Raw genomic sequence first — 17,439 nt, forward strand, 5'->3', positions numbered from 1 at the left:
TGCCAACCATGGTCTTCGCTGTCTCTAATCGTATTTCGCCATCATCTCCGTGAGAATCCCCTTCATACGAACCACCAGCTCCTGCGGCTCCTTCACGGTGGCTTCATTTCCTAACCCGATAAAAAATTTAGCAAAATACAAAAGCTCGCTCGCAGGGACGTTCTGATCGAGCCGTCCGCTTCCATCCGGCCGCATGTCAATGCGGGGAACAGGACACAATTCGGATTCACAGCGCTGAACGCCTTCCCGGCTCAGATCAACCACCATCCGGACATAGACCGATTTCTCTGCCCCGTATTCCCTCCAATTGCCCAGATGGATATGGCGGTGATTCCGCGGCTCGATTCCGGTTGTATCATAGGCCACGGACTGCATGCGGTCGCAGCGGAACAGGCGAAAATCATCGCGCAGAAAACAATAAGCGGGACAATACCAGAAGCCATTGCTTGCATAGATGCCCACGGGCTGGATACTTCGCTCGGCATAGCCTTCCCTGCTCTCGTATAACACCGTAACGACCCGCTGGTCGACGGCGGCATCCAGAAGAACGCCGAGAGATTCAACCTTCTGCTGCCTTGTATGCGTCAGAAAATCCACCCGGTTCTTCATCTGGTCAATCCGGTCGCGCACATCCCCGGGCATGTAATAATAAAATTTTTGAAGTGCGGTAGAGGACTCGGCTTCAAAGGGAAGAAATAGATAGTGACGCAGGGCGTGGCTGGCAAAAAACATCGCGACGGCTTCTTCCTCGCTGAAGGCGATCGGGGGGAGAATTCGTTCTTTGAGCACCTGGTATCCGCCGTGCGGTCCTACCTCGGAATAAAGTGGAACGCCCAGCTCGCTCAGCTCCTGCAGGTCCCGCAAGATCGTGCGAGACGACACGCCGAATTGATCGGCCAATTCCCTTACCGTGAATTTCCGCATCCGGTTCACGGTCATCATCAGCTCCATGAGACGTTTGGATTTGGACATAAGATCAGCTCCGTATCGTTTGATGACTATGACAATAGTTGTCACCATTATACGCTATACTGACCGTAGAACCCAGATACCCCTTATAACTAAAAAATGGAGTGATGAAACGTGAGTCAATTGAATGAAATGAAGCAGCTGTTATTTGAGGAGCTGGAGCTTATCGTTAGAACCAGTTCGAATCTGATCGGCAAAATTTCGCCAGAACACTGGGATTACAGACCTGCCCACAATATGAGGTCGCTTCAGGAGCTGGTTTACCATCTCGTTTCGGTACCTGCTACCGATTTATTGATTCTGCAAGAGAAGAGTGAAGCGGAGATCCGGGAGCTGGAGGCAAGCATTGCTGCAGACGGCGTAGACAAGGACAAGCTGATCTCCTGGATGACGAAGGGACTTGCAGATGTAAAGTCATACATGAATGGGTTGACGGATGAAGAATTTATGCAAAAGAAAACAAAACCCTTCTATTTGGAGCACGGATCGACACAAGCCAAGTGGCTGATTGAAATCGTCACGCACGCCCAGCATCACCGGGCGCAAATGTTCAATTACCTGAAAGCCCAGGGCTATGAAGTGAGCATGTTCGATTTATATTAAAGTTAAAGCACGGATACCCAGCGATAATTAAAAGGAGAAGTAAAGATGCTGAATATGTTTTTAACATCTTCGTTTAAAGATGTTGTTGATCTTTTTAGAGAATTCGTTGCTGATGACCTGAAAGGCAGGAGTTTAACGTTTATTCCTACTGCGAGTATTCCAGAAGAAATCACCCACTATATTCATACAGCAAAAGAAGCATTCGAAAAGTTGGGAGTCGTCGTTGAAGAGCTTGATATTTCTGCAGCACCATTGCAGGAAGTCAAAGAAAAGCTAGAACGAAATGATTTTATTTACGTATCTGGTGGAAATACGTTCTACTTGTTACAAGAGCTGCGGAAATCAGGGGCAGACAAGATCATAACAGAGCAAGTTCATTCGGGAAAATTGTATATTGGAGAATCAGCGGGATCTATAATAACATCTCCCGATATAGAGTATGTAAAATTCATGGATGATATAGGTAAAGCAACTACATTGAAATCGTTTGAGGGTTTAAACTTCATCAATGTTTATCCTGTTCCGCATTATAACAACGAACCTTTTAAAGACGCAGCTTCTGATTTAATGGCTCACTACAATTCTAAATTAAATCTCGTGCCTATTTCCAATACGCAAGTAATCCAAGTTGAAAAAAATAAAATAGTTGTTCGTTAGAATGATATTCGATTCGATGATTGAAGGGATGGCGACTGCCATCCCTTTTTTTATCTTATACCATCAATATAAATTCACTTGAAAGTGACGCAACGTCATCCTGTACAATGGCTTCAAAGTTGAAAAGGGGGTGAGAAAGATATGAAACGATACGCAGCTGTAATTCTATGCGTCCTCAGCGTGTTCTTGCTCAGTGCATGCAGCTCGAGCAGCGAAGAGGAGACTCTTCAACGCGTAACGCTTGAGGAGGTTGAAGTGCTGGAGATTGACCATGGCAGCACGACCTTGTTCGTCGAGACAGCGAATGTGGAAGCATTGGAAGTTTCGCTGCTCAGAAACACCAAGTCCGCTGGGGCTGTTGTTGAACAGGATGGCAATCGGGTAAAGATTCGTTTAGATAACGACATCACGCGGATGTTGAATATCGGCAGGATGCCGCAGCTTAGCGTGAGAATTCCTGCGGACTATGCAGGGAAGGTCGTAATTGATGGTTCTTCCGGCAATGTATCGGGAACCGGATTGCAAAATCATAGCCTACAGGTGAAGGGGAAAAGCGGGAATATCTCACTTGCGTTCACCCGTTTGAACAACGACGTGGAGGTATCGGCGACAAGTGGAAACGTGAACATCCAGCTGGATGAAGAAACGCCTGATGCGACATGGATGCTGCAATCCGGAAGCGGACATCGGTCCATTGCCGTTTTGCTCCAGGACAGGAAGGAGAGCAATCGGAAGACGGAAGGGCGATCTGGTCATGGCAAGCATGAGGTGAAGCTCAAAACCTCCTCGGGGAACATCTCGATAAAATAATCATGCAAGAACAGAGCTTAAGAAAAAACAAGCATCCCCGTACTCGTCCTTTGCAAGAGTTCACAGCTTTTACGGCTCTTGAAGCAGACCATCAGAGGATGCTTGGCATGTTAACCTATTCAAGTTTTTTATATGACAAAGAAGAATGATAGCACTTATTTATTCTTCAGCAGGTACAGAAGCCTTGGATGAAGCGGAGGATCTCATATATTGCGGCGGGTTTACGTCATCAATAAGCAGAATACCATCGTATTGATCACGGGCAATCAGACTTTCGGGGATCATGCCCCAGCTGTAGGCAAAACGCGGCTCGAACATCCAGGAGTTACCCGCCTCACGCTTCTGGTATCGCAAATCAACGAAGGTATACGGCGCACCTGCGGCCGACAGGATCGATTCAATGGAGCCTGGTTCTGCCGGCAGAACGTCATGCACATTGCCCATATTATCTGCGGTTTGTCCGCTGGCCGGATACAAGCCGAGTACGTAACTGTATTTTTTCATTTCGTCCGAGAGTTTTTCTCCCATGAGAGTAACCGGATATGGCGTACCCATGACTTCGGTTTGAGCCTTGCGGATGTGGTCGTTATGTCCCCAGACGATGAATTTCTCCGTTGGATAGACTTCGGTAGCCAGCCACATGAGATTATCGTGCATCGCCTGATCCCGCCATTCCATCGATTCCAGGAATGGTGCATAATCCCCGTTCTCCATGCCGAGGGTCGACTTGATGGAGAGCTCTACATACTCCTGAGCTACCCGAATTCGGTCGTTCAAACTTCTTTCAAGCAGCAAGGGCAGCTGGGGTTTATCTGGATATAGCTGCTTCAAATGAGCTTCGTTTGCCTCCGTCTTTAAGGATTTAATAGCATCTTTGTACACTTGAATCAGCTGATGTTTCTCTTTGCGGTAAGCGGCAAGATCCGTACCGAGAGAGTAGCTGGACAATTTCTTCTCAGCGTCCGAAAGACGCTTAGCCATGGTCTGATCCTGCAGCCATTGCCCATCCAACAGCGGGTGCTGCAGCTGCATGTCAAAACCGGTCAGCACGAGCGGCTGTTTGCTCTTTTGTGCTGTTTTCATGTAGTCGAACAACGGCAAAACCTCCTTGGACCACCAGACGCCGAAGATGGAGTCCTTCATGGTCGACTCTGGGCTCTGTTGCCCTGCTTTACCATATGCCAAAGAGGTATTACTGAGGCCGCTTTCGAAGGCAAGCACGTTATAGCCCATTTCCTGATGCAGGAACTGGATTAAACGAGTCTTGGCCAGATTGAACTCGGCAACGCCGTGGGAGCTCTCGCCGAGGAACACAAAACGTTTATCTTGCAGCAATGGTTTTAGCATTGCCAGATCCTTATATTGGTTTGGACCGCCCGCCGTGTCGGCGGGCTGAATCGTATCCAATCGGTATACGTGGTCTTTAGCCCAGTCCTCCCACTCGGCAATCTTTTCGTCAGAGGTTCGGGCCGTTTTCACTTCTGTAACCTGACCTTGGATGGTATCCGGGGTGGAAGCGTAAATTTTTCCGGCAGGGATTAGGGATGTCCCCACAAGGGAAGCAGTGAGCAGAAACACGGTAAATGCTTTTCTAGCGTTATGTAGCGGCATGCAGGATCACTCCTTATAAGATGATTAGTTGTATGATTCTCTAATTGAATGGACGTATAGCAAAAAAAGATATCGTCATGATTACCTTGGGGAACGCAGCATCACCTCCTTAACATAGACACAGTTACCGTGATTTTGCTGGAGAACTGCACAGCTGCACAGCCTTAGTCCTCTTCCCAGAACAGATCATTCAGAGTACGAGAGAGCGCCTTGCATATGGCAACGCACAGACTGAGGGACGGATTGTATTTTCCAAGCTCGATCAGACCGATGGTCTGCCTGGAGACACCAACAATCTGGGCCAGTTCTTCTTGCGATAGATCCTTCTCAACCCGGGCCATCTTTAGTTTGATATTTTTCATGCGAAAATCACCTGATACCCTTTCTACGAGTCGAACGGATCGTTCTGCGACATTTTCTGGCTTACCTTGTTGGCACCATAGTGGATCACCAAATTCACTCCTACAAAGAGCGGGATATAGATGATCAGTGAGACGAAGAAAACGATAAAGAAGTATTTGATCTCGGTCGCACTGCTGTCATTGCCAAACAGAATCGCGCTGCGGATACCGAAATAAAGAGCAAGTGCGACACCGATAATGAGTCCCCATATCGCTGTGCGCTTACTGAATGAAACTTTGCTTCGCTGGTCATGGACCTCCACTTCATCCGAATAAATTCCCATCGCCACGCTGCGGATGCCGAAATATATGCTTCCTCCCAGTATGATCAGCATTTCCAGCCATACGGATTCCGTTCGGGACAGCGCAAAAGATTTAATAATGACGGAAATGCTGCAAATGATCATGATCAAGGTATACACCTCTTTATATAGCTTGTTCTTCAGATTGACGATACGCTCATCCTCAACCGTGCTCTTCTTGAACCAATTCACACTCATCATTCCTTCCATTTTGGTTAGCAATCGTTCCTGAGATTTCTTGGATACATGGATTGTAATAGTATTTACGTCTTTTTGCAATATATATATGTCATTTTGGTTTTAATATTAGCCAATTTGGAAAATAAAAGTGCATTCAGCCTCGAGTAAACATCATATCGCACAGGGCTGCCTTTTTCTTGATATATTTTGCTAATAAGCTGCACATTAGGTTTACAACACTTCTCAGCGTGTTACAATTGGAATTGGGCAGTTCTCTTGCCCGAATTGATACTAGGAGTGTGTTCGTTCTCATGATCCATTTCATTCGCTTACGATAATGTGAGGTACAGATTCAAGTAGGCTCGGCCCTTTTTTTTGTGATTGCGGCTTGAGTTTATTTTTCTGTGCCTTTTTCATTGCGTATGATCGAATGAAAGGGTGATTTTGCTGTGTCCAGAAATGACAGGTTATTAAAAAAAGCACAATGGCTATCGATGCATGAGAAGATGTTTAGATGCCCGATTTGCGGCAGTTCCATGAGGGTTCAGCAGCTGGCAAGCTTGGTGTGCGAGAAGCTCCATAGCTATGATATATCCAGACAGGGGTACGTCAACCTGCTGTCCCATAGAGCCAAAACCAAATATGATAAGGCCTTGTTTGAGGCACGAAAGATGATTAACAGCAGCGGGTTCTTTGACCCGATGATTGAAGAGATTTCGAACCGTCTGATGCGGATGCAGAAACAGAAGCTGCCGGAATCCGGCAGGCCTCTGAGATTGCTTGATGCAGGATGCGGGGAAGGCTCCCATCTCTCGGCAATTGGACATAACCTAGGGGAGCAGGGGCATGAGTCCAATGTTGTTGGTGTGGGCATGGATATTGCCAAAGAGGGAGTCGTAATGGCTGCCAAGACATATTCGGACCCTATGTGGTGCGTGGCCGACCTGTCTCAGTGCCCGTTTGTAGACGAACAGTTTAATTACATTTTGAATATTCTGTCTCCTTCCAATTATTCGGAGTTCAGGCGATTGCTTACGAGTGACGGAATGTTGGTGAAGGTCATTCCGGGGAGCCTGTATTTGCAGGAGCTTCGAGCTCTGTTCTATACAGGTACAGGTAAAGAGACGTATTCCAATGACGGCACCATGGAGCTGTTCAGCCGTCACTTTGAACGGATCGAGTTCGAAGAGCTTCGGTATCGCGTCGTTCTGGATTCCGAGCAGATGAAGCAATTGATTCATATGACGCCGTTATCCTGGAGCGTTTCGTCTGAGGTTATTGAACGGATGTCAGGTGGAGAGATGGAGATAACCGCCGACTTCACACTTCTGTATGGATGGAAATAAGGTAGGTATTTTTCCAGCCTTAGATTTCCGTCATATTTTACTAAAGTGTCCACAGTGGGAGATAATAGGAGTTATCTTTGACAATATGAAAAAAAGGTGGTTAACGATCGCATGACACTTCGAATGAATCCGTATCTCTTTATGGACGGGAACGCTAAGGAAGCTATTCAATTCTATGAGAAGGCTTTGGACGCCAAAGTCGTCATGGTTCAGACTTTCGGCGAGATGCCGGCTAACCCGGACTTTCCGCTGCCGGAGAGCGCGCGGGATCGGGTATCCCACGCAAATCTTATCGTTGGAGAGACGGTCTTGATGTTATCCGATACGTTTCCCGGTCAACCGGTCCAATCCAGCAATCAGGTCCAGATCTGCATCATGACCGATTCAGCCGAGCGTGCGAAGCAGATATATGAAGCGCTGCGGGAGGGCGGCAAGGTGGTTATGCCGCTGCAGGAAACGTTCTGGAGCCCGGCCTACGGGATCGTTGAGGACAAATACGGTGTGAATTGGAATATATCAACCGAAGTTGAAGCGTAGAAGTAGATTTTATACCTAATAAAAAGGGCCCTGACGATTTGCCGTCAGGGCCCTTTTTCAATTATAGCAAATCCAGTTTCCTAAATTACGCCCGCGTTCCATCCCACCACTTATAGTAGATATGGACATGCCCGGCAGGGCTTGCCACGAGCGGATCGATAACGAGTGTCTTGCCGCTTACCTTCAGCTCGATCACCTTCTTGTTCTTCTCGGCGGAGTCCACCTTTGCGAGGAAGGAGGAATCGACCTGGAAGCCATACAGTTGGAGGAGCTCGATCAGCATGCTGCGCTGCGTTTTATCGGCGGCATTGGAAAGCGCGATTCCGCTGAACTGCATAATCTGCGGCTCGAATTGAACGGACACGGCGTAATCCGTTTCGCCAGTTTGCTTCGTGCTGGTCATCACAATTTTGTTCGACCCGTCGTCATAGATGCGGTATCCGCTGTAGTTCGAGAATACCTTCTGACGAATCACGAGATACATCTCGTCCCGATACACATCCCAAGGCGTTGGCAGCTTCGGAAGCATCGCCTCCGCACTTGGCACGGTGGGGCGATCATACAGGTTCGACATTCCGCGATCGGTCAGGTTCTTGATCAGCTGAAGCACTTCGGCGCGCGTGATGGTGCCGCTGCCTACATACCCTTCAATCGTATTTTCGCCTTTAATCCGGCCCTGCGCGTACTTTTTACCCAAAACGTATTGAACCGCTTGATTTCCGTCGTAGTTCACACCATCGGCGCTGGATATCAGCTCGGCCACATGGGCCCGCGTTATGTATTGGCTGCGCTTGGTTTTGTCGGTGAATCCGTGAACAGGATAGTTCTTGAAGTACAGAAAATGATAATACTTATCCGACCATAGCTCGGTCAAATAGTTCTCCTGCAGGTCTTTGCCCGTAATGCCGACAACCAGCATGCGGATGAATTCGGCCTCGGTTACATTCTGGTTGGGCATGAACATCCCATTGGCATAGCCGTTGACAATCCCCTTATCGACGCCCCATTCGATGGTCGTTTTTGCCCAGTGATTATCAATGTCCCGAAACGTAACCCCGGCGGAAGCGCTGCCAGCCCCTACGAATAAGAAGACAACCAGGAGTATAGGCGCACATAGTGTCCTGAACTTCAACATCTGCAATCCTCCATCTATAATTTGCTAAAATACTACAAAATACATTGTATAAGTCTGTTTTTCGAGCGGTCAAGCGTCTGGAAGCGGTTCTTGTCAAAGATGGGCTGTTATAACTAGCTAACTAACTTAAGCGATACTTAGTGACTACAGGACTAAGGAAGTGCATAAATCCTCCACTTTGAAATATGGAATAATGAAAGAAAGACATGTTTTTCGCGAAGGAGCTAGGAAATGAAGTACGCTGTACTGTGAAATATTCGAGCACGCAGTAGGAAGGGTGTAGTCTAAAAGTTAGGGGTTCGTAATTCCTATTGGAAGATACCAAGCCATTAGGTAAAATATCCCTTGTTTACTATCTATAAAAGAGGGGCGATTTAATGAGATTGGTGCGAAAATCCTTATTGACCCTATGCAGCCTTTTGCTTGCAGTCTCGGTCCTGATTCCGCAAACAACGGTTCACGCAGCGGATCAGAAATGGATGAATCAAGTATGGAGCGAGTATCAATCGTATAACAAGAAGACCGTAAATGCATATAACACTTATCAGAAGCAAGCAGATAAGAAATATCAGCAATTTTTTGATGAAAGTCATGCTTCCCTGGATCAGCTGGAGAGAACAGTGCTGGAGGATCAAAAGCAGTGGAATGAGAAGCTGAAGGCCGATCTGGACGAACTGAAGCGTATATACGCCGGTAATCGAGATATGCAGAGCAAACTGACTCAATATGAGAGGATGATAAGTCCGCATCAGCTGAACAGTCCGATGTGGAGTTATACCAAAGCTGCGACTCGAAGTTACTTGAACGGGACACTCTGGAAGCTGGACAAAGAGGCCAGTGAGACCTATTTAAACAGCTTGATGTGGACCTATAAGAAAACGATCACTCCGACGTATTTGAACAGTTCAGCATGGAAGTTCAGGAATACGGTCAGTGCAACTTACTTGAACAGTCCGATGTGGAATCTTCGGAACGCATCCAGCTCCACTTATTTGAATAGCTCGATGTGGAAGTACAAGCACGGAAAAATTAGCAAGGCAACAGCCAAGAGCCAATACAATAAACTGTTTAAAGAATATACGGGCCAGCTGTCAAAGAGCAATGCTGCCAGAAAATCCGAAATAGCGAACATGGAGAGCAGTACGCGGCAGAAATTAGGTCAGCTATTTAATGATACTGTGCTCTCATTAGAGAAACGCCGTGAAGAGGCACTGAAGAGCATCTCCGATCTGCGGATCGAAATCACCGGAGAAGGCTTGCAATGGGAAGCGCTGCTTGTGGAGAGACCGTAATATTATTTTATTGTTAACAAGGGAAGAGCTGCGCTACTGGTCTGAACATGACCAGAGGGCAGTTTTTTCTTTTGTAAAAATGAAAACAAGAAAATGCAGGATATTCTTTGACTTTGACTGCTTTTTCAAATAATATTATGTCTGTAACCTAACAAAAACTAACATAAATAACACGAAAAATGAACGACAAATTCGCACTTAAGTAGGTAGATAACGATGAAAACGAAAGTGACGATTCAGGAAATTGCCGATTTTACCGGCGTGTCTAAATTCGCGGTATCCCGGGCTTTGTCGGGGAAATCGGGCGTCAGTCCGCAGACCAGGGACATGATTCTGAAGGCAGCCGGACAGCTGGGATATTTTAAGGATCAGCCGCACCAAGCCACGGGAAAAAACCAGCAGCTTCAAGATCCGGAGATCAGAAAATGGGCGGGGGCGGTGCTTGTCCTGTTCCCGAATGTCCGTTATCAAAATCGGGAATCCCTTTATTGGGGACCGGTGTTTGAAGGCATATCCGCACGCCTGAATCAGAAGGGACTGGACATTCTGACACTGACGGAGCCTTCGAATGACCATATATTCACTCTGCTAAATCCCCAGGGAATTCTCGGCATTGTGACGGTGGGATCGGTATCCACCCAAAATTTAATGGACATCAAGAAGCTGAACATCCCCGTGGTCATGGTGGACCACATGGACCCGGCATTCCAATCGGACACGGTGTTCACCGACAATATGCACAGCATGAAACAAATCATGACCAAGCTGATCAGCAGAGGTTATAAAAAATATCAGTTCATTGGCAATATCGAAGATGCCCAGAGCTTTTACGAGCGTTGGATCGGCTTCTCGTCCGCGCTGGCAGATTATAAAATCGAACATCGGCAGCTGCCTTCCCTGATCAGCCCGGAGATTGAGAATATACACGTAACGTTAGAAAAGGCTCTTGCCGGAAACGAGCTTCCGGAAGTGTTTGTTTGTGCCAACGATATCACCGCCATGTTCGCAATGGAGGCGCTCAGGAATCAGGGCATCGATGTACCGGGGCGCGTACAGGTGACCGGATTTGATAATACGTACGATAATCTACCGATTATGGCAACGGTCAACATCGATAAGGAACTGCTCGGGATGCGTGCCGTTGATCAATTGCTCTGGCGGATACTGAACCCGGATTCGAATTACGAGCGGCTTCTCATTCAAGCGGATGTCATTGTTAGGGATTTGAATAACGCAACACGCGATATGGATGAACCATAAGCTGCATTTTCATATTTTCACGTTAGCCCCGATGTCTTCATGACATCGGGGCTTTTTACATCCCATAACAAAAAAATAACAACTGTAGTGGTTTTGTATCGGCCGTTTCAACCGAATGAATTGAAGTATATCGTTGATATATAAGAGATTATATCGAAAAAGGCCGAGTTGTTCAGATTCACATGGCAATCGACAATGCTAAATAATTAGATTGTTTATGAATTTTAATTAGTTTGGTTGTTATTATTAACATAATTTATGTTGACGAACTCATAAACAGGGTGATATATTTTTTGGCAAACAGAGATAATGGATCGGGGGCGGGGAAAGCAGCAGGGAATGCCGGGAATAAATCCATTCAACAACATCTTGGGGGGTACATGCAGCAGTTGTTAAACAGGTTTAAACAAATAGGGGAGAAATATAATTGCAAAATTGGGTTTGTTCACGTTCCCTTGAGGATTACATGAATAAATTTACGACAAGCGTGCTGGCAGGCGAGCCGTTTGCCGATATGGTGCAGCTGGAGTATAAATCGGCACTGTCGGTCGGAGAAGCCATGTCTTTATGGAGTATGACCCGATCCGCATCAAATCAATGTATAGAGATGGAGATGCTATCATGAATCATAACGTTATGAGCTTAAACCAATGGAGATTCAAAGCGTGCGACGAATCCGAATGGCTTCCGGCCCAGGTGCCGGGCTGTGTACACACGGACCTGCTGAAAAATGGAAAAATCCCGGATCCCTTCTACGGAACAAATGAGCATGACCTGCAATGGATCGACAAGAAGGATTGGGAGTATGAGACGACGTTTGATCTGGATCCGAATGTAAGTGCACAATCCAGCATTGAACTCGTATTCGATGGCCTGGATACCTACGCGGACGTATTCGTGAACGGGACGAAGGTGCTTTCTGCAGATAATATGTTCCGTTCATGGCGGATCGATGCGAAATCGCAGCTAAAGGCTTCCGGCAACGTGATTAACATCCGCTTCCGTTCCCCTATCCAGGAGGACCTACCGAAGCTTGCGAAGCTCGGATATCCGCTGCCGGCTTCGAACGACCAGTCTGAGCTTGGGGGGTTGGGCGATCAGAAACTGAGCATTTTTACCCGTAAAGCGCCTTATCATTATGGATGGGATTGGGGGCCGCGGTTTGTGACCAGCGGAATCTGGCGGGAAGCCCGGATTGAGGCTTGGTCGGAGGCGCGAATCGATGACTTGTTCATCCGTCAGGATGAGGTTACGGCTGAATTGGCTAGGGTTACGGCGGTAGCTGCAATCGAGGCGGGGCAACCTTGGCAAGGGGTGCTGCGTGTAACGACAGGCAGTCAGGTATGGGAACAGCACGTACAGCTTGAAGCAGGCAGTCACTCGGTTGAATTGAATCTTGCGATTGCGGAGCCAAAGCTGTGGTGGTGCCGCGGCCTGGGCGAGGCTCATCTGTACTCGTTCCATGCCGAGCTGGTGAAAGCGGAACGTACCGTTGCGGAGAAAAAGGTTAGAACCGGCCTCCGCACCGTGAAGCTCGTTCGGGAACAGGATAGCCGCGGCACTTCCTTTTACATTGAGCTCAACGGGACGCCCGTGTTTGCCAAAGGAGCGAACCACATCCCGAATGACAGCTTCATAACGGAAGTGACGGCAGAGCGTTACCGTCATGAAATCGCGTCCGCAGCGGAGTCCAACATGAACATGCTGCGCGTATGGGGCGGCGGTATTTATGAAGAGGACGTATTCTACGATCTCTGTGATGAATACGGACTTATGGTGTGGCAGGATTTCATGTTCGCTTGCAGCATGTACCCCGGCGACGAAGCGTTTCTGGAAAATGTGCGGCTGGAAGCCGAGGAGAACATAGTCCGGCTGCGGAATCATCCGAGCATCGTGCTCTGGTGCGGTAACAACGAGATTGATTCCGCTTGGGCGCACTATGAAGAGAAGGGCGGCTGGGGCTGGAAGCAGCAGTATACCGAGGAACTCCGCGAGAAGATCTGGAGCGACTACGAAAAGGTGTTCCACGAAATTCTGCCTGAGGCTGTAACCGGTTATGCACCTGGAGCGGAGTATTGGCCTTCATCCCCGCTGGTATCGCTCAGCCATGACAAGCAGCAGCATGCCAACCCGTCCACAACGAGCGGAGATATTCATTACTGGGGCGTGTGGCATAACACGGAGCCGTTTGATAACTACAATGTTTATGTTGGCCGGTTCATGAGCGAATACGGGTTCCAGTCCTTCCCGGAACCGAAGACGGTCCGCACCTACGCGGAAGACGGCGATATGGAGCTGGAGTCGACGATTATGCTGGCACACCAGAAGAACGGTGCCGGCAACCGCTTGATCAAGACTTACATGGATCAATATTATAATGAGCCGAAGGATTTTGAAGCTTTCCTGCATATGAGCCAAATTCAGCAGGCCGAAGCGATGAAGATGGCGATTGAAGCCCATCGCCGCAACAAACCGTACTGCATGGGCACGCTCTATTGGCAGATGAATGACTGCTGGCCTGTCGCTTCGTGGGCGGGGATGGATTACCTCGGCAGATGGAAGGCGCTGCAGTATGTGGCCAAGCGTTGCTTCCGGGATGTCAGTCTCTCGATCGAATCCAAGGAACAAGAAATTATCGTTCATCTCGTATCCGACATTTCAGAAGTGGTCCAGGGAACGATTAAGATTCAATTATTTGATTTTAACGGCAAAGAACTGTTTGTATCCGAGCAGCCGATCCGTGCGGAAGAGCAGGCGTCGCTCGTCGTATTCCGGGCTGCTACCGATGAGCTGCTTGGCGGACATGATCCATCCGAGGTCGTGCTGTTGGCGCAATTGCTTCAGGATGGAGGCCTGATCGACAGCAAAACATTCTATTTCATGAACGACAAACATCTTCGTCTGCACAGCCCGACCATACGCGTCAAAGAAGTCGAGGGAAGCGACGGCACCACGTTTGTACTGGAGAGCAACGTGCTCGCCCGCCACGTATGGCTGTCCTCGGAAGCGGAAGGCTTCTACGGCGATAACTTCTTCGACCTGATTCCGGGCATCCCGATGACGGTATCCTTCAGCCGCCGAGATAACGGAGAGCAGGCATTCGTACCTGGCAAGCCAGGCCAAGTACAGGTTCGGTCCATGGCCGATTGTATCGATCCGGAGATGGTGCTGACGGTTTAATTCATCCTGTAATCGATCAACTAAAAAAAAGAGCCGCCCCTTCAACCGATTCTGGTGAAGGGGCGGCTTGTTTGATGTATATGGAAACCATCGAGGATTGCGGCTATTAGAGAAACCAATCTTCGATGGTTGATCATAAGCAACGATAACCTAGGGGTATCTTCATCTCCATGTGATGAGGGCATGTAAAGGGTGTCCGATTCCGGCTAGATGTCAGCAAATGAAAAGAAGTCTAGCACTCTACTATCGGTTACCCTAGATTGGTAGACATTCTGTTGAGATATGTCCATACCCTTAAGCAAAGATCGGGAAGGAGACTAAACATGAAAAAACAAGTTTTGTTCATCCATAGTGCCGGACCACAAGGCATTCACCAAGGCAGCAGTGACTTGATTGCCCATCTACAAGATCAGCTTGGGGAAGCTTACCATGTCTTATCTCCCGGCATGCCGGATCCGGATTACGCTCTGTGGAAAGCGCAGATTGCCAATGAAATCAATGCATTGAATGGGGAGGTGCTGTTCGTAGGTCATTCCCAAGGCGGCTCCATGCTATTGAAATATCTTTCGGAAGAAGACTGCCAGCTAACCGTCCCGGGACTGTTCTTGATCGCCGCCCCCTATTGGGGCAAAGACGACGATTGGCAGAACGAAGAATATACGTTATCCAATTCATTTGCAGCCAAGCTATCGCACATATCAAAGCTATTTCTATACCACAGTCGTCACGATCCAGTAGTCCCTTTCGCGCACGCTCAGCACTACGCGAAGCAGCTCCCCCAAGCTGTCACCCGAGAATACGAGGGCGACGATCACTATTTCCGCGAGGGCTTGCCCGAGCTTGTAGATGATATCAAGCGTATATAATCTAAGTCTTCAATCTTGTTCAGCCACCCCTGTATATGTTAATTACAGGGGTGTTTTCCCCCTCACTCTCCCACCCAAAAAGGGACGACATTAGCTGCGCCGTGGCTAATTGTTCGTCCCTTTTTATGGCTAATGTGAGATGCATCGAAGCATGAGCTAACAACGCACTACTTAAAGGTAGTGCTTCAGCGGAGAAGGCGGAATGATGCTGGAGAAGCGATAGCGGTCTCCTTTGCCCCCGGATTTCTACATTAGCTCATTCATTCATGGAAATCTGGGGGCAACAGAGATCGGAAGAATCATCCGCATGCGGAGCGATGCAAAGATCTACCTGCGAACATAGCAATGCTATGGGAGCCATGAACTAAGAGGCGCATATAAACCTCGCATCAAAAAAGACGACATCAGCTTATCGCTAATGTCGTCCTCTTTTTTACTTGCTCGCTTTATATGCGCTCAAGTATTCCTTCACCTTCGCCGGATCGGCGACCAGCTCGTTGCCGGTTTTAACGATTGGGCTGACGGTGGAGTAAGCTTTGATTTTGTTGTTGTTGTAGTAAGTCAGGATCTCATCCTGGTTGATGGAGTAGAGAACCGCTCTTCTCAGATCATCGCTTGTTGCCACATCACGGTTTTTCGTGTTGAACAGCAAGTAGGATACGGCGTTGCTTTCGATGGTTTGCAGCTTCAGCTTACTGTCGCCTTTAACCACATCGTATTTCGTTTCAGGCACGCCGTAGTACAGGTGAATTTCGCCGCTGCGCAGCGCGGAAAGCGTGCTGTCCGCATCTTTGATAAAGCGAACTTTCACTTGCTCGATTTTCGGTTCGTGCTCGGTGCCCTTCATGTAGCCAGGGTTTTTGTAGAAGGTCGCTTCATAGTCATTTTTGGAAGACAGAATGTAAGGACCGCTGGCATACAGCGTGTTGTTGTATTTGTCGCCTTCGGTTACCGTGTTTTGGTCGCCGTAAGGGATGTCTTTGTTCACATCGAATTTCTCAACGTCATACGTGTTGATGGATTCCACTTGTTTCTTCGATACGATACCGGCCGATTGGTGAGCCAGGTAGTTCAACACTTGCGGGAACGGCTCGGTGGTCGTCAATTTAATGACTTGGTATTTACCATCTTTCGTGCTTGCTTGATTCTTGTCGTCGACGAGGGAAGTGATCTTGGTATCCAAACCAGCTTCCAGTGCTTCTTTGATGCTTTCGCTGCCACCGGACACTTTAGTGTTCTCCAGTGCGCTCAGATCGGTTACAGCTTCAACCGTGTTGATATGCTCGTGAAGCGTGTAGGTGCGATGATCAGGTACCGAATCTTTGTCCTTGGCTCTGTTCATGGAGAAGATGACATCGTCAGCGCCTACGCGCTCGCCGGAATCTTCCGCCTTTTTATTTGTGATTTTCGCAAAGTCAATATCGTCTCTAAGAATGAAGTAGTACTCCGAGTTGCCTTCGCCAATGGCATGGTTATAAGACAGCGATCCTTCGGATGTGATCTTGTCATCATCGGTCAGGTTGATCAGACGTACGTTCATGTTGGTGTTGATGATGTTGATGGAACCATCGTTACCCTTGATTGGATCAAGAGAAGTCAGTTCAGAGATCGATTGGGACAGAATCAGCGGCTGCGTAGCACGCTTGGATTGGTCTTTGAAATCAACGGCTTCCCAAGGAAGGGAACGGGATTTCGAGAGACGGACGGAGTTTTCGTCCAGCACATCCTTGTTGAACGCTTGGCTCTTCAGGGAAATGTACAATGGCGCGATGTAAGCTTTGTCCGTAACGAGACGCTGTTCAAGCTGTTTGTAGGTTTCGGCAGCGTCCTCAGGCGTTTGTGTTGCCGCTTGGTCGATCAGCTTGTCCACTTCTTCGTCGGACATGATGCTGTAGTCGCCGCCCGTTTTGAACAGGGAACGTACAGCGTAGTCAGGGTTACCCGTAACGGTTGTCCAGCTGGACAGTGCGATGTCGTAATTTCCGGCATCTTGCTGTGCCTTGTAGCTGCCGTAGTCCGGCTGCAGATTCAGCTTCACGTTGAAGCCGTTCTTTGTGAGCTGGTCGCGAATGATGTTGACATCGGATTCGTTAGAGCTCATGCCAAGCAGTTCAATATTAACAGCGGATGTATCTGTAGCTGTATCCGATGGTTCTTGCTGATTTTGCTGTGCATCATCTTTGGTTGTTACGTTGCATCCAGCCAGTACAATGACTAGCGAGAGGAACAGTAACAGCAAGGAACTCTTTTTCATTTGTGATACCCTCCTGAGTTGTATATATATAAAATA

The 17,439-nt window shown here is 48.1% G+C and carries 16 protein-coding genes; 10 read left to right on the forward strand and 6 right to left on the reverse strand.

What is annotated here, in order from left to right; translation table 11 throughout:
* Positions 1-24 precede the first annotated feature (24 nt).
* On the reverse strand, positions 25-972 hold the full coding sequence (locus CRG97_RS06485; RefSeq protein ID WP_098742302.1) for a helix-turn-helix transcriptional regulator: 948 nt from the start codon (positions 970-972) through the stop codon (positions 25-27).
* A gap of 111 nt (positions 973-1,083) precedes the next feature.
* On the opposite strand from CRG97_RS06485, the gene CRG97_RS06490 reads away from it, so the two are divergent.
* The 3 genes from CRG97_RS06490 (at position 1,084) to CRG97_RS06500 (ending at position 3,039) form a co-directional block, all read left to right on the forward strand.
* On the forward strand, positions 1,084-1,572 hold the full coding sequence (locus CRG97_RS06490) for a DinB family protein (protein WP_098742303.1): 489 nt from the start codon (positions 1,084-1,086) through the stop codon (positions 1,570-1,572).
* Positions 1,573-1,617: 45 nt separating this feature from the next.
* Complete coding sequence (locus CRG97_RS06495) at positions 1,618-2,229, forward strand: Type 1 glutamine amidotransferase-like domain-containing protein (RefSeq protein ID WP_098742304.1); 612 nt, start codon at positions 1,618-1,620, stop codon at positions 2,227-2,229.
* A 141-nt stretch (positions 2,230-2,370) separates the two neighbouring features.
* The gene (locus CRG97_RS06500; protein WP_098742305.1) at positions 2,371-3,039 is read left to right on the forward strand and encodes a DUF4097 family beta strand repeat-containing protein; all 669 of its coding nucleotides are present in this window, start codon (positions 2,371-2,373) and stop codon (positions 3,037-3,039) included.
* 159 nt (positions 3,040-3,198) lie between these two features.
* Here the strand turns inward: CRG97_RS06500 and CRG97_RS06505 are convergent, their stop codons facing one another.
* The 3 genes from CRG97_RS06505 to CRG97_RS06515 all read right to left on the reverse strand — a co-directional run bounded on the left by CRG97_RS06505 (position 3,199) and on the right by CRG97_RS06515 (position 5,551).
* Positions 3,199-4,650, reverse strand: coding sequence for an erythromycin esterase family protein (locus CRG97_RS06505; protein ID WP_098742306.1), 1,452 nt, complete (start codon positions 4,648-4,650; stop codon positions 3,199-3,201).
* 164 nt (positions 4,651-4,814) lie between these two features.
* Positions 4,815-5,012 carry a helix-turn-helix transcriptional regulator gene (locus CRG97_RS06510; protein ID WP_009594955.1) on the reverse strand — a complete coding sequence of 66 codons (198 nt, stop codon included), beginning with the start codon at positions 5,010-5,012 and terminating at the stop codon, positions 4,815-4,817.
* A 23-nt stretch (positions 5,013-5,035) separates the two neighbouring features.
* Complete coding sequence (locus CRG97_RS06515) at positions 5,036-5,551, reverse strand: DUF6773 family protein (protein WP_098742390.1); 516 nt, start codon at positions 5,549-5,551, stop codon at positions 5,036-5,038.
* Positions 5,552-5,982: 431 nt separating this feature from the next.
* Here CRG97_RS06515 and CRG97_RS06520 point away from each other — a divergent pair, with 431 nt between their 5' ends.
* Both CRG97_RS06520 and CRG97_RS06525 read left to right on the forward strand, forming a co-directional pair.
* Positions 5,983-6,879 carry a putative RNA methyltransferase gene (locus CRG97_RS06520; RefSeq protein WP_098742307.1) on the forward strand — a complete coding sequence of 299 codons (897 nt, stop codon included), beginning with the start codon at positions 5,983-5,985 and terminating at the stop codon, positions 6,877-6,879.
* 111 nt (positions 6,880-6,990) lie between these two features.
* Entirely contained in the window at positions 6,991-7,416 is a 426-nt protein-coding gene (locus tag CRG97_RS06525) for a VOC family protein (RefSeq protein ID WP_098742308.1), read from the forward strand.
* A gap of 85 nt (positions 7,417-7,501) precedes the next feature.
* On the opposite strand, the gene CRG97_RS06530 is transcribed toward CRG97_RS06525, so the two are convergent.
* Positions 7,502-8,551: an S-layer homology domain-containing protein gene (locus CRG97_RS06530; RefSeq protein ID WP_098742309.1), complete on the reverse strand. Its 1,050-nt coding sequence runs from the start codon at positions 8,549-8,551 to the stop codon at positions 7,502-7,504.
* 377 nt (positions 8,552-8,928) lie between these two features.
* On the opposite strand from CRG97_RS06530, the gene CRG97_RS06535 reads away from it, so the two are divergent.
* The 5 genes from CRG97_RS06535 (at position 8,929) to CRG97_RS06555 (ending at position 15,149) form a co-directional block, all read left to right on the forward strand.
* Positions 8,929-9,843 (forward strand): hypothetical protein, encoded by a 915-nt coding sequence (locus tag CRG97_RS06535; protein ID WP_098742310.1) that lies wholly within the window; start codon positions 8,929-8,931, stop codon positions 9,841-9,843.
* A gap of 216 nt (positions 9,844-10,059) precedes the next feature.
* Positions 10,060-11,103: a LacI family DNA-binding transcriptional regulator gene (locus tag CRG97_RS06540; protein ID WP_098742311.1), complete on the forward strand. Its 1,044-nt coding sequence runs from the start codon at positions 10,060-10,062 to the stop codon at positions 11,101-11,103.
* 466 nt (positions 11,104-11,569) lie between these two features.
* Entirely contained in the window at positions 11,570-11,728 is a 159-nt protein-coding gene (locus CRG97_RS33555; protein ID WP_237566319.1) for a hypothetical protein, read from the forward strand.
* The gene (locus CRG97_RS06550; RefSeq protein WP_098742312.1) at positions 11,725-14,283 is read left to right on the forward strand and encodes a beta-mannosidase; all 2,559 of its coding nucleotides are present in this window, start codon (positions 11,725-11,727) and stop codon (positions 14,281-14,283) included. The genes CRG97_RS33555 and CRG97_RS06550 overlap by 4 nt, the downstream gene beginning before the upstream one ends.
* Positions 14,284-14,606: 323 nt before the next feature.
* The gene (locus CRG97_RS06555; RefSeq protein ID WP_098742313.1) at positions 14,607-15,149 is read left to right on the forward strand and encodes an alpha/beta fold hydrolase; all 543 of its coding nucleotides are present in this window, start codon (positions 14,607-14,609) and stop codon (positions 15,147-15,149) included.
* Between the two features lie 433 nt (positions 15,150-15,582).
* Here CRG97_RS06555 and CRG97_RS06560 read toward each other — a convergent pair whose 3' ends face one another.
* Positions 15,583-17,403: an ABC transporter substrate-binding protein gene (locus tag CRG97_RS06560; RefSeq protein ID WP_098742314.1), complete on the reverse strand. Its 1,821-nt coding sequence runs from the start codon at positions 17,401-17,403 to the stop codon at positions 15,583-15,585.
* Between the last annotated feature and the right edge of the window lie 36 nt (positions 17,404-17,439).

The sequence above is a fragment of the Paenibacillus sp. EZ-K15 genome (assembly GCF_002573715.1).
In the GTDB taxonomy this organism is placed as follows: Bacteria; Bacillota; Bacilli; order Paenibacillales; family Paenibacillaceae; genus Paenibacillus_AQ.

Excerpts from the sequence above, each read along its gene's own strand:
- CRG97_RS06485 (WP_098742302.1), bottom strand. The coding sequence starts at position 972 with ATGTCCAAATCCAAACGTCTCATGGAGCTGATGATGACCGTGAACCGG.
- CRG97_RS06495 (WP_098742304.1), top strand. The coding sequence starts at position 1,618 with ATGCTGAATATGTTTTTAACATCTTCGTTTAAAGATGTTGTTGATCTT.
- CRG97_RS06500 (WP_098742305.1), top strand. The coding sequence starts at position 2,371 with ATGAAACGATACGCAGCTGTAATTCTATGCGTCCTCAGCGTGTTCTTG.
- CRG97_RS06505 (WP_098742306.1), bottom strand. The coding sequence starts at position 4,650 with ATGCCGCTACATAACGCTAGAAAAGCATTTACCGTGTTTCTGCTCACT.
- CRG97_RS06510 (WP_009594955.1), bottom strand. The coding sequence starts at position 5,012 with ATGAAAAATATCAAACTAAAGATGGCCCGGGTTGAGAAGGATCTATCG.
- CRG97_RS06515 (WP_098742390.1), bottom strand. The coding sequence starts at position 5,551 with ATGAGTGTGAATTGGTTCAAGAAGAGCACGGTTGAGGATGAGCGTATC.
- CRG97_RS06525 (WP_098742308.1), top strand. The coding sequence starts at position 6,991 with ATGACACTTCGAATGAATCCGTATCTCTTTATGGACGGGAACGCTAAG.
- CRG97_RS06530 (WP_098742309.1), bottom strand. The coding sequence starts at position 8,551 with ATGTTGAAGTTCAGGACACTATGTGCGCCTATACTCCTGGTTGTCTTC.
- CRG97_RS06535 (WP_098742310.1), top strand. The coding sequence starts at position 8,929 with ATGAGATTGGTGCGAAAATCCTTATTGACCCTATGCAGCCTTTTGCTT.
- CRG97_RS06540 (WP_098742311.1), top strand. The coding sequence starts at position 10,060 with ATGAAAACGAAAGTGACGATTCAGGAAATTGCCGATTTTACCGGCGTG.
- CRG97_RS33555 (WP_237566319.1), top strand. The coding sequence starts at position 11,570 with ATGAATAAATTTACGACAAGCGTGCTGGCAGGCGAGCCGTTTGCCGAT.
- CRG97_RS06550 (WP_098742312.1), top strand. The coding sequence starts at position 11,725 with ATGAATCATAACGTTATGAGCTTAAACCAATGGAGATTCAAAGCGTGC.
- CRG97_RS06555 (WP_098742313.1), top strand. The coding sequence starts at position 14,607 with ATGAAAAAACAAGTTTTGTTCATCCATAGTGCCGGACCACAAGGCATT.
- CRG97_RS06560 (WP_098742314.1), bottom strand. The coding sequence starts at position 17,403 with ATGAAAAAGAGTTCCTTGCTGTTACTGTTCCTCTCGCTAGTCATTGTA.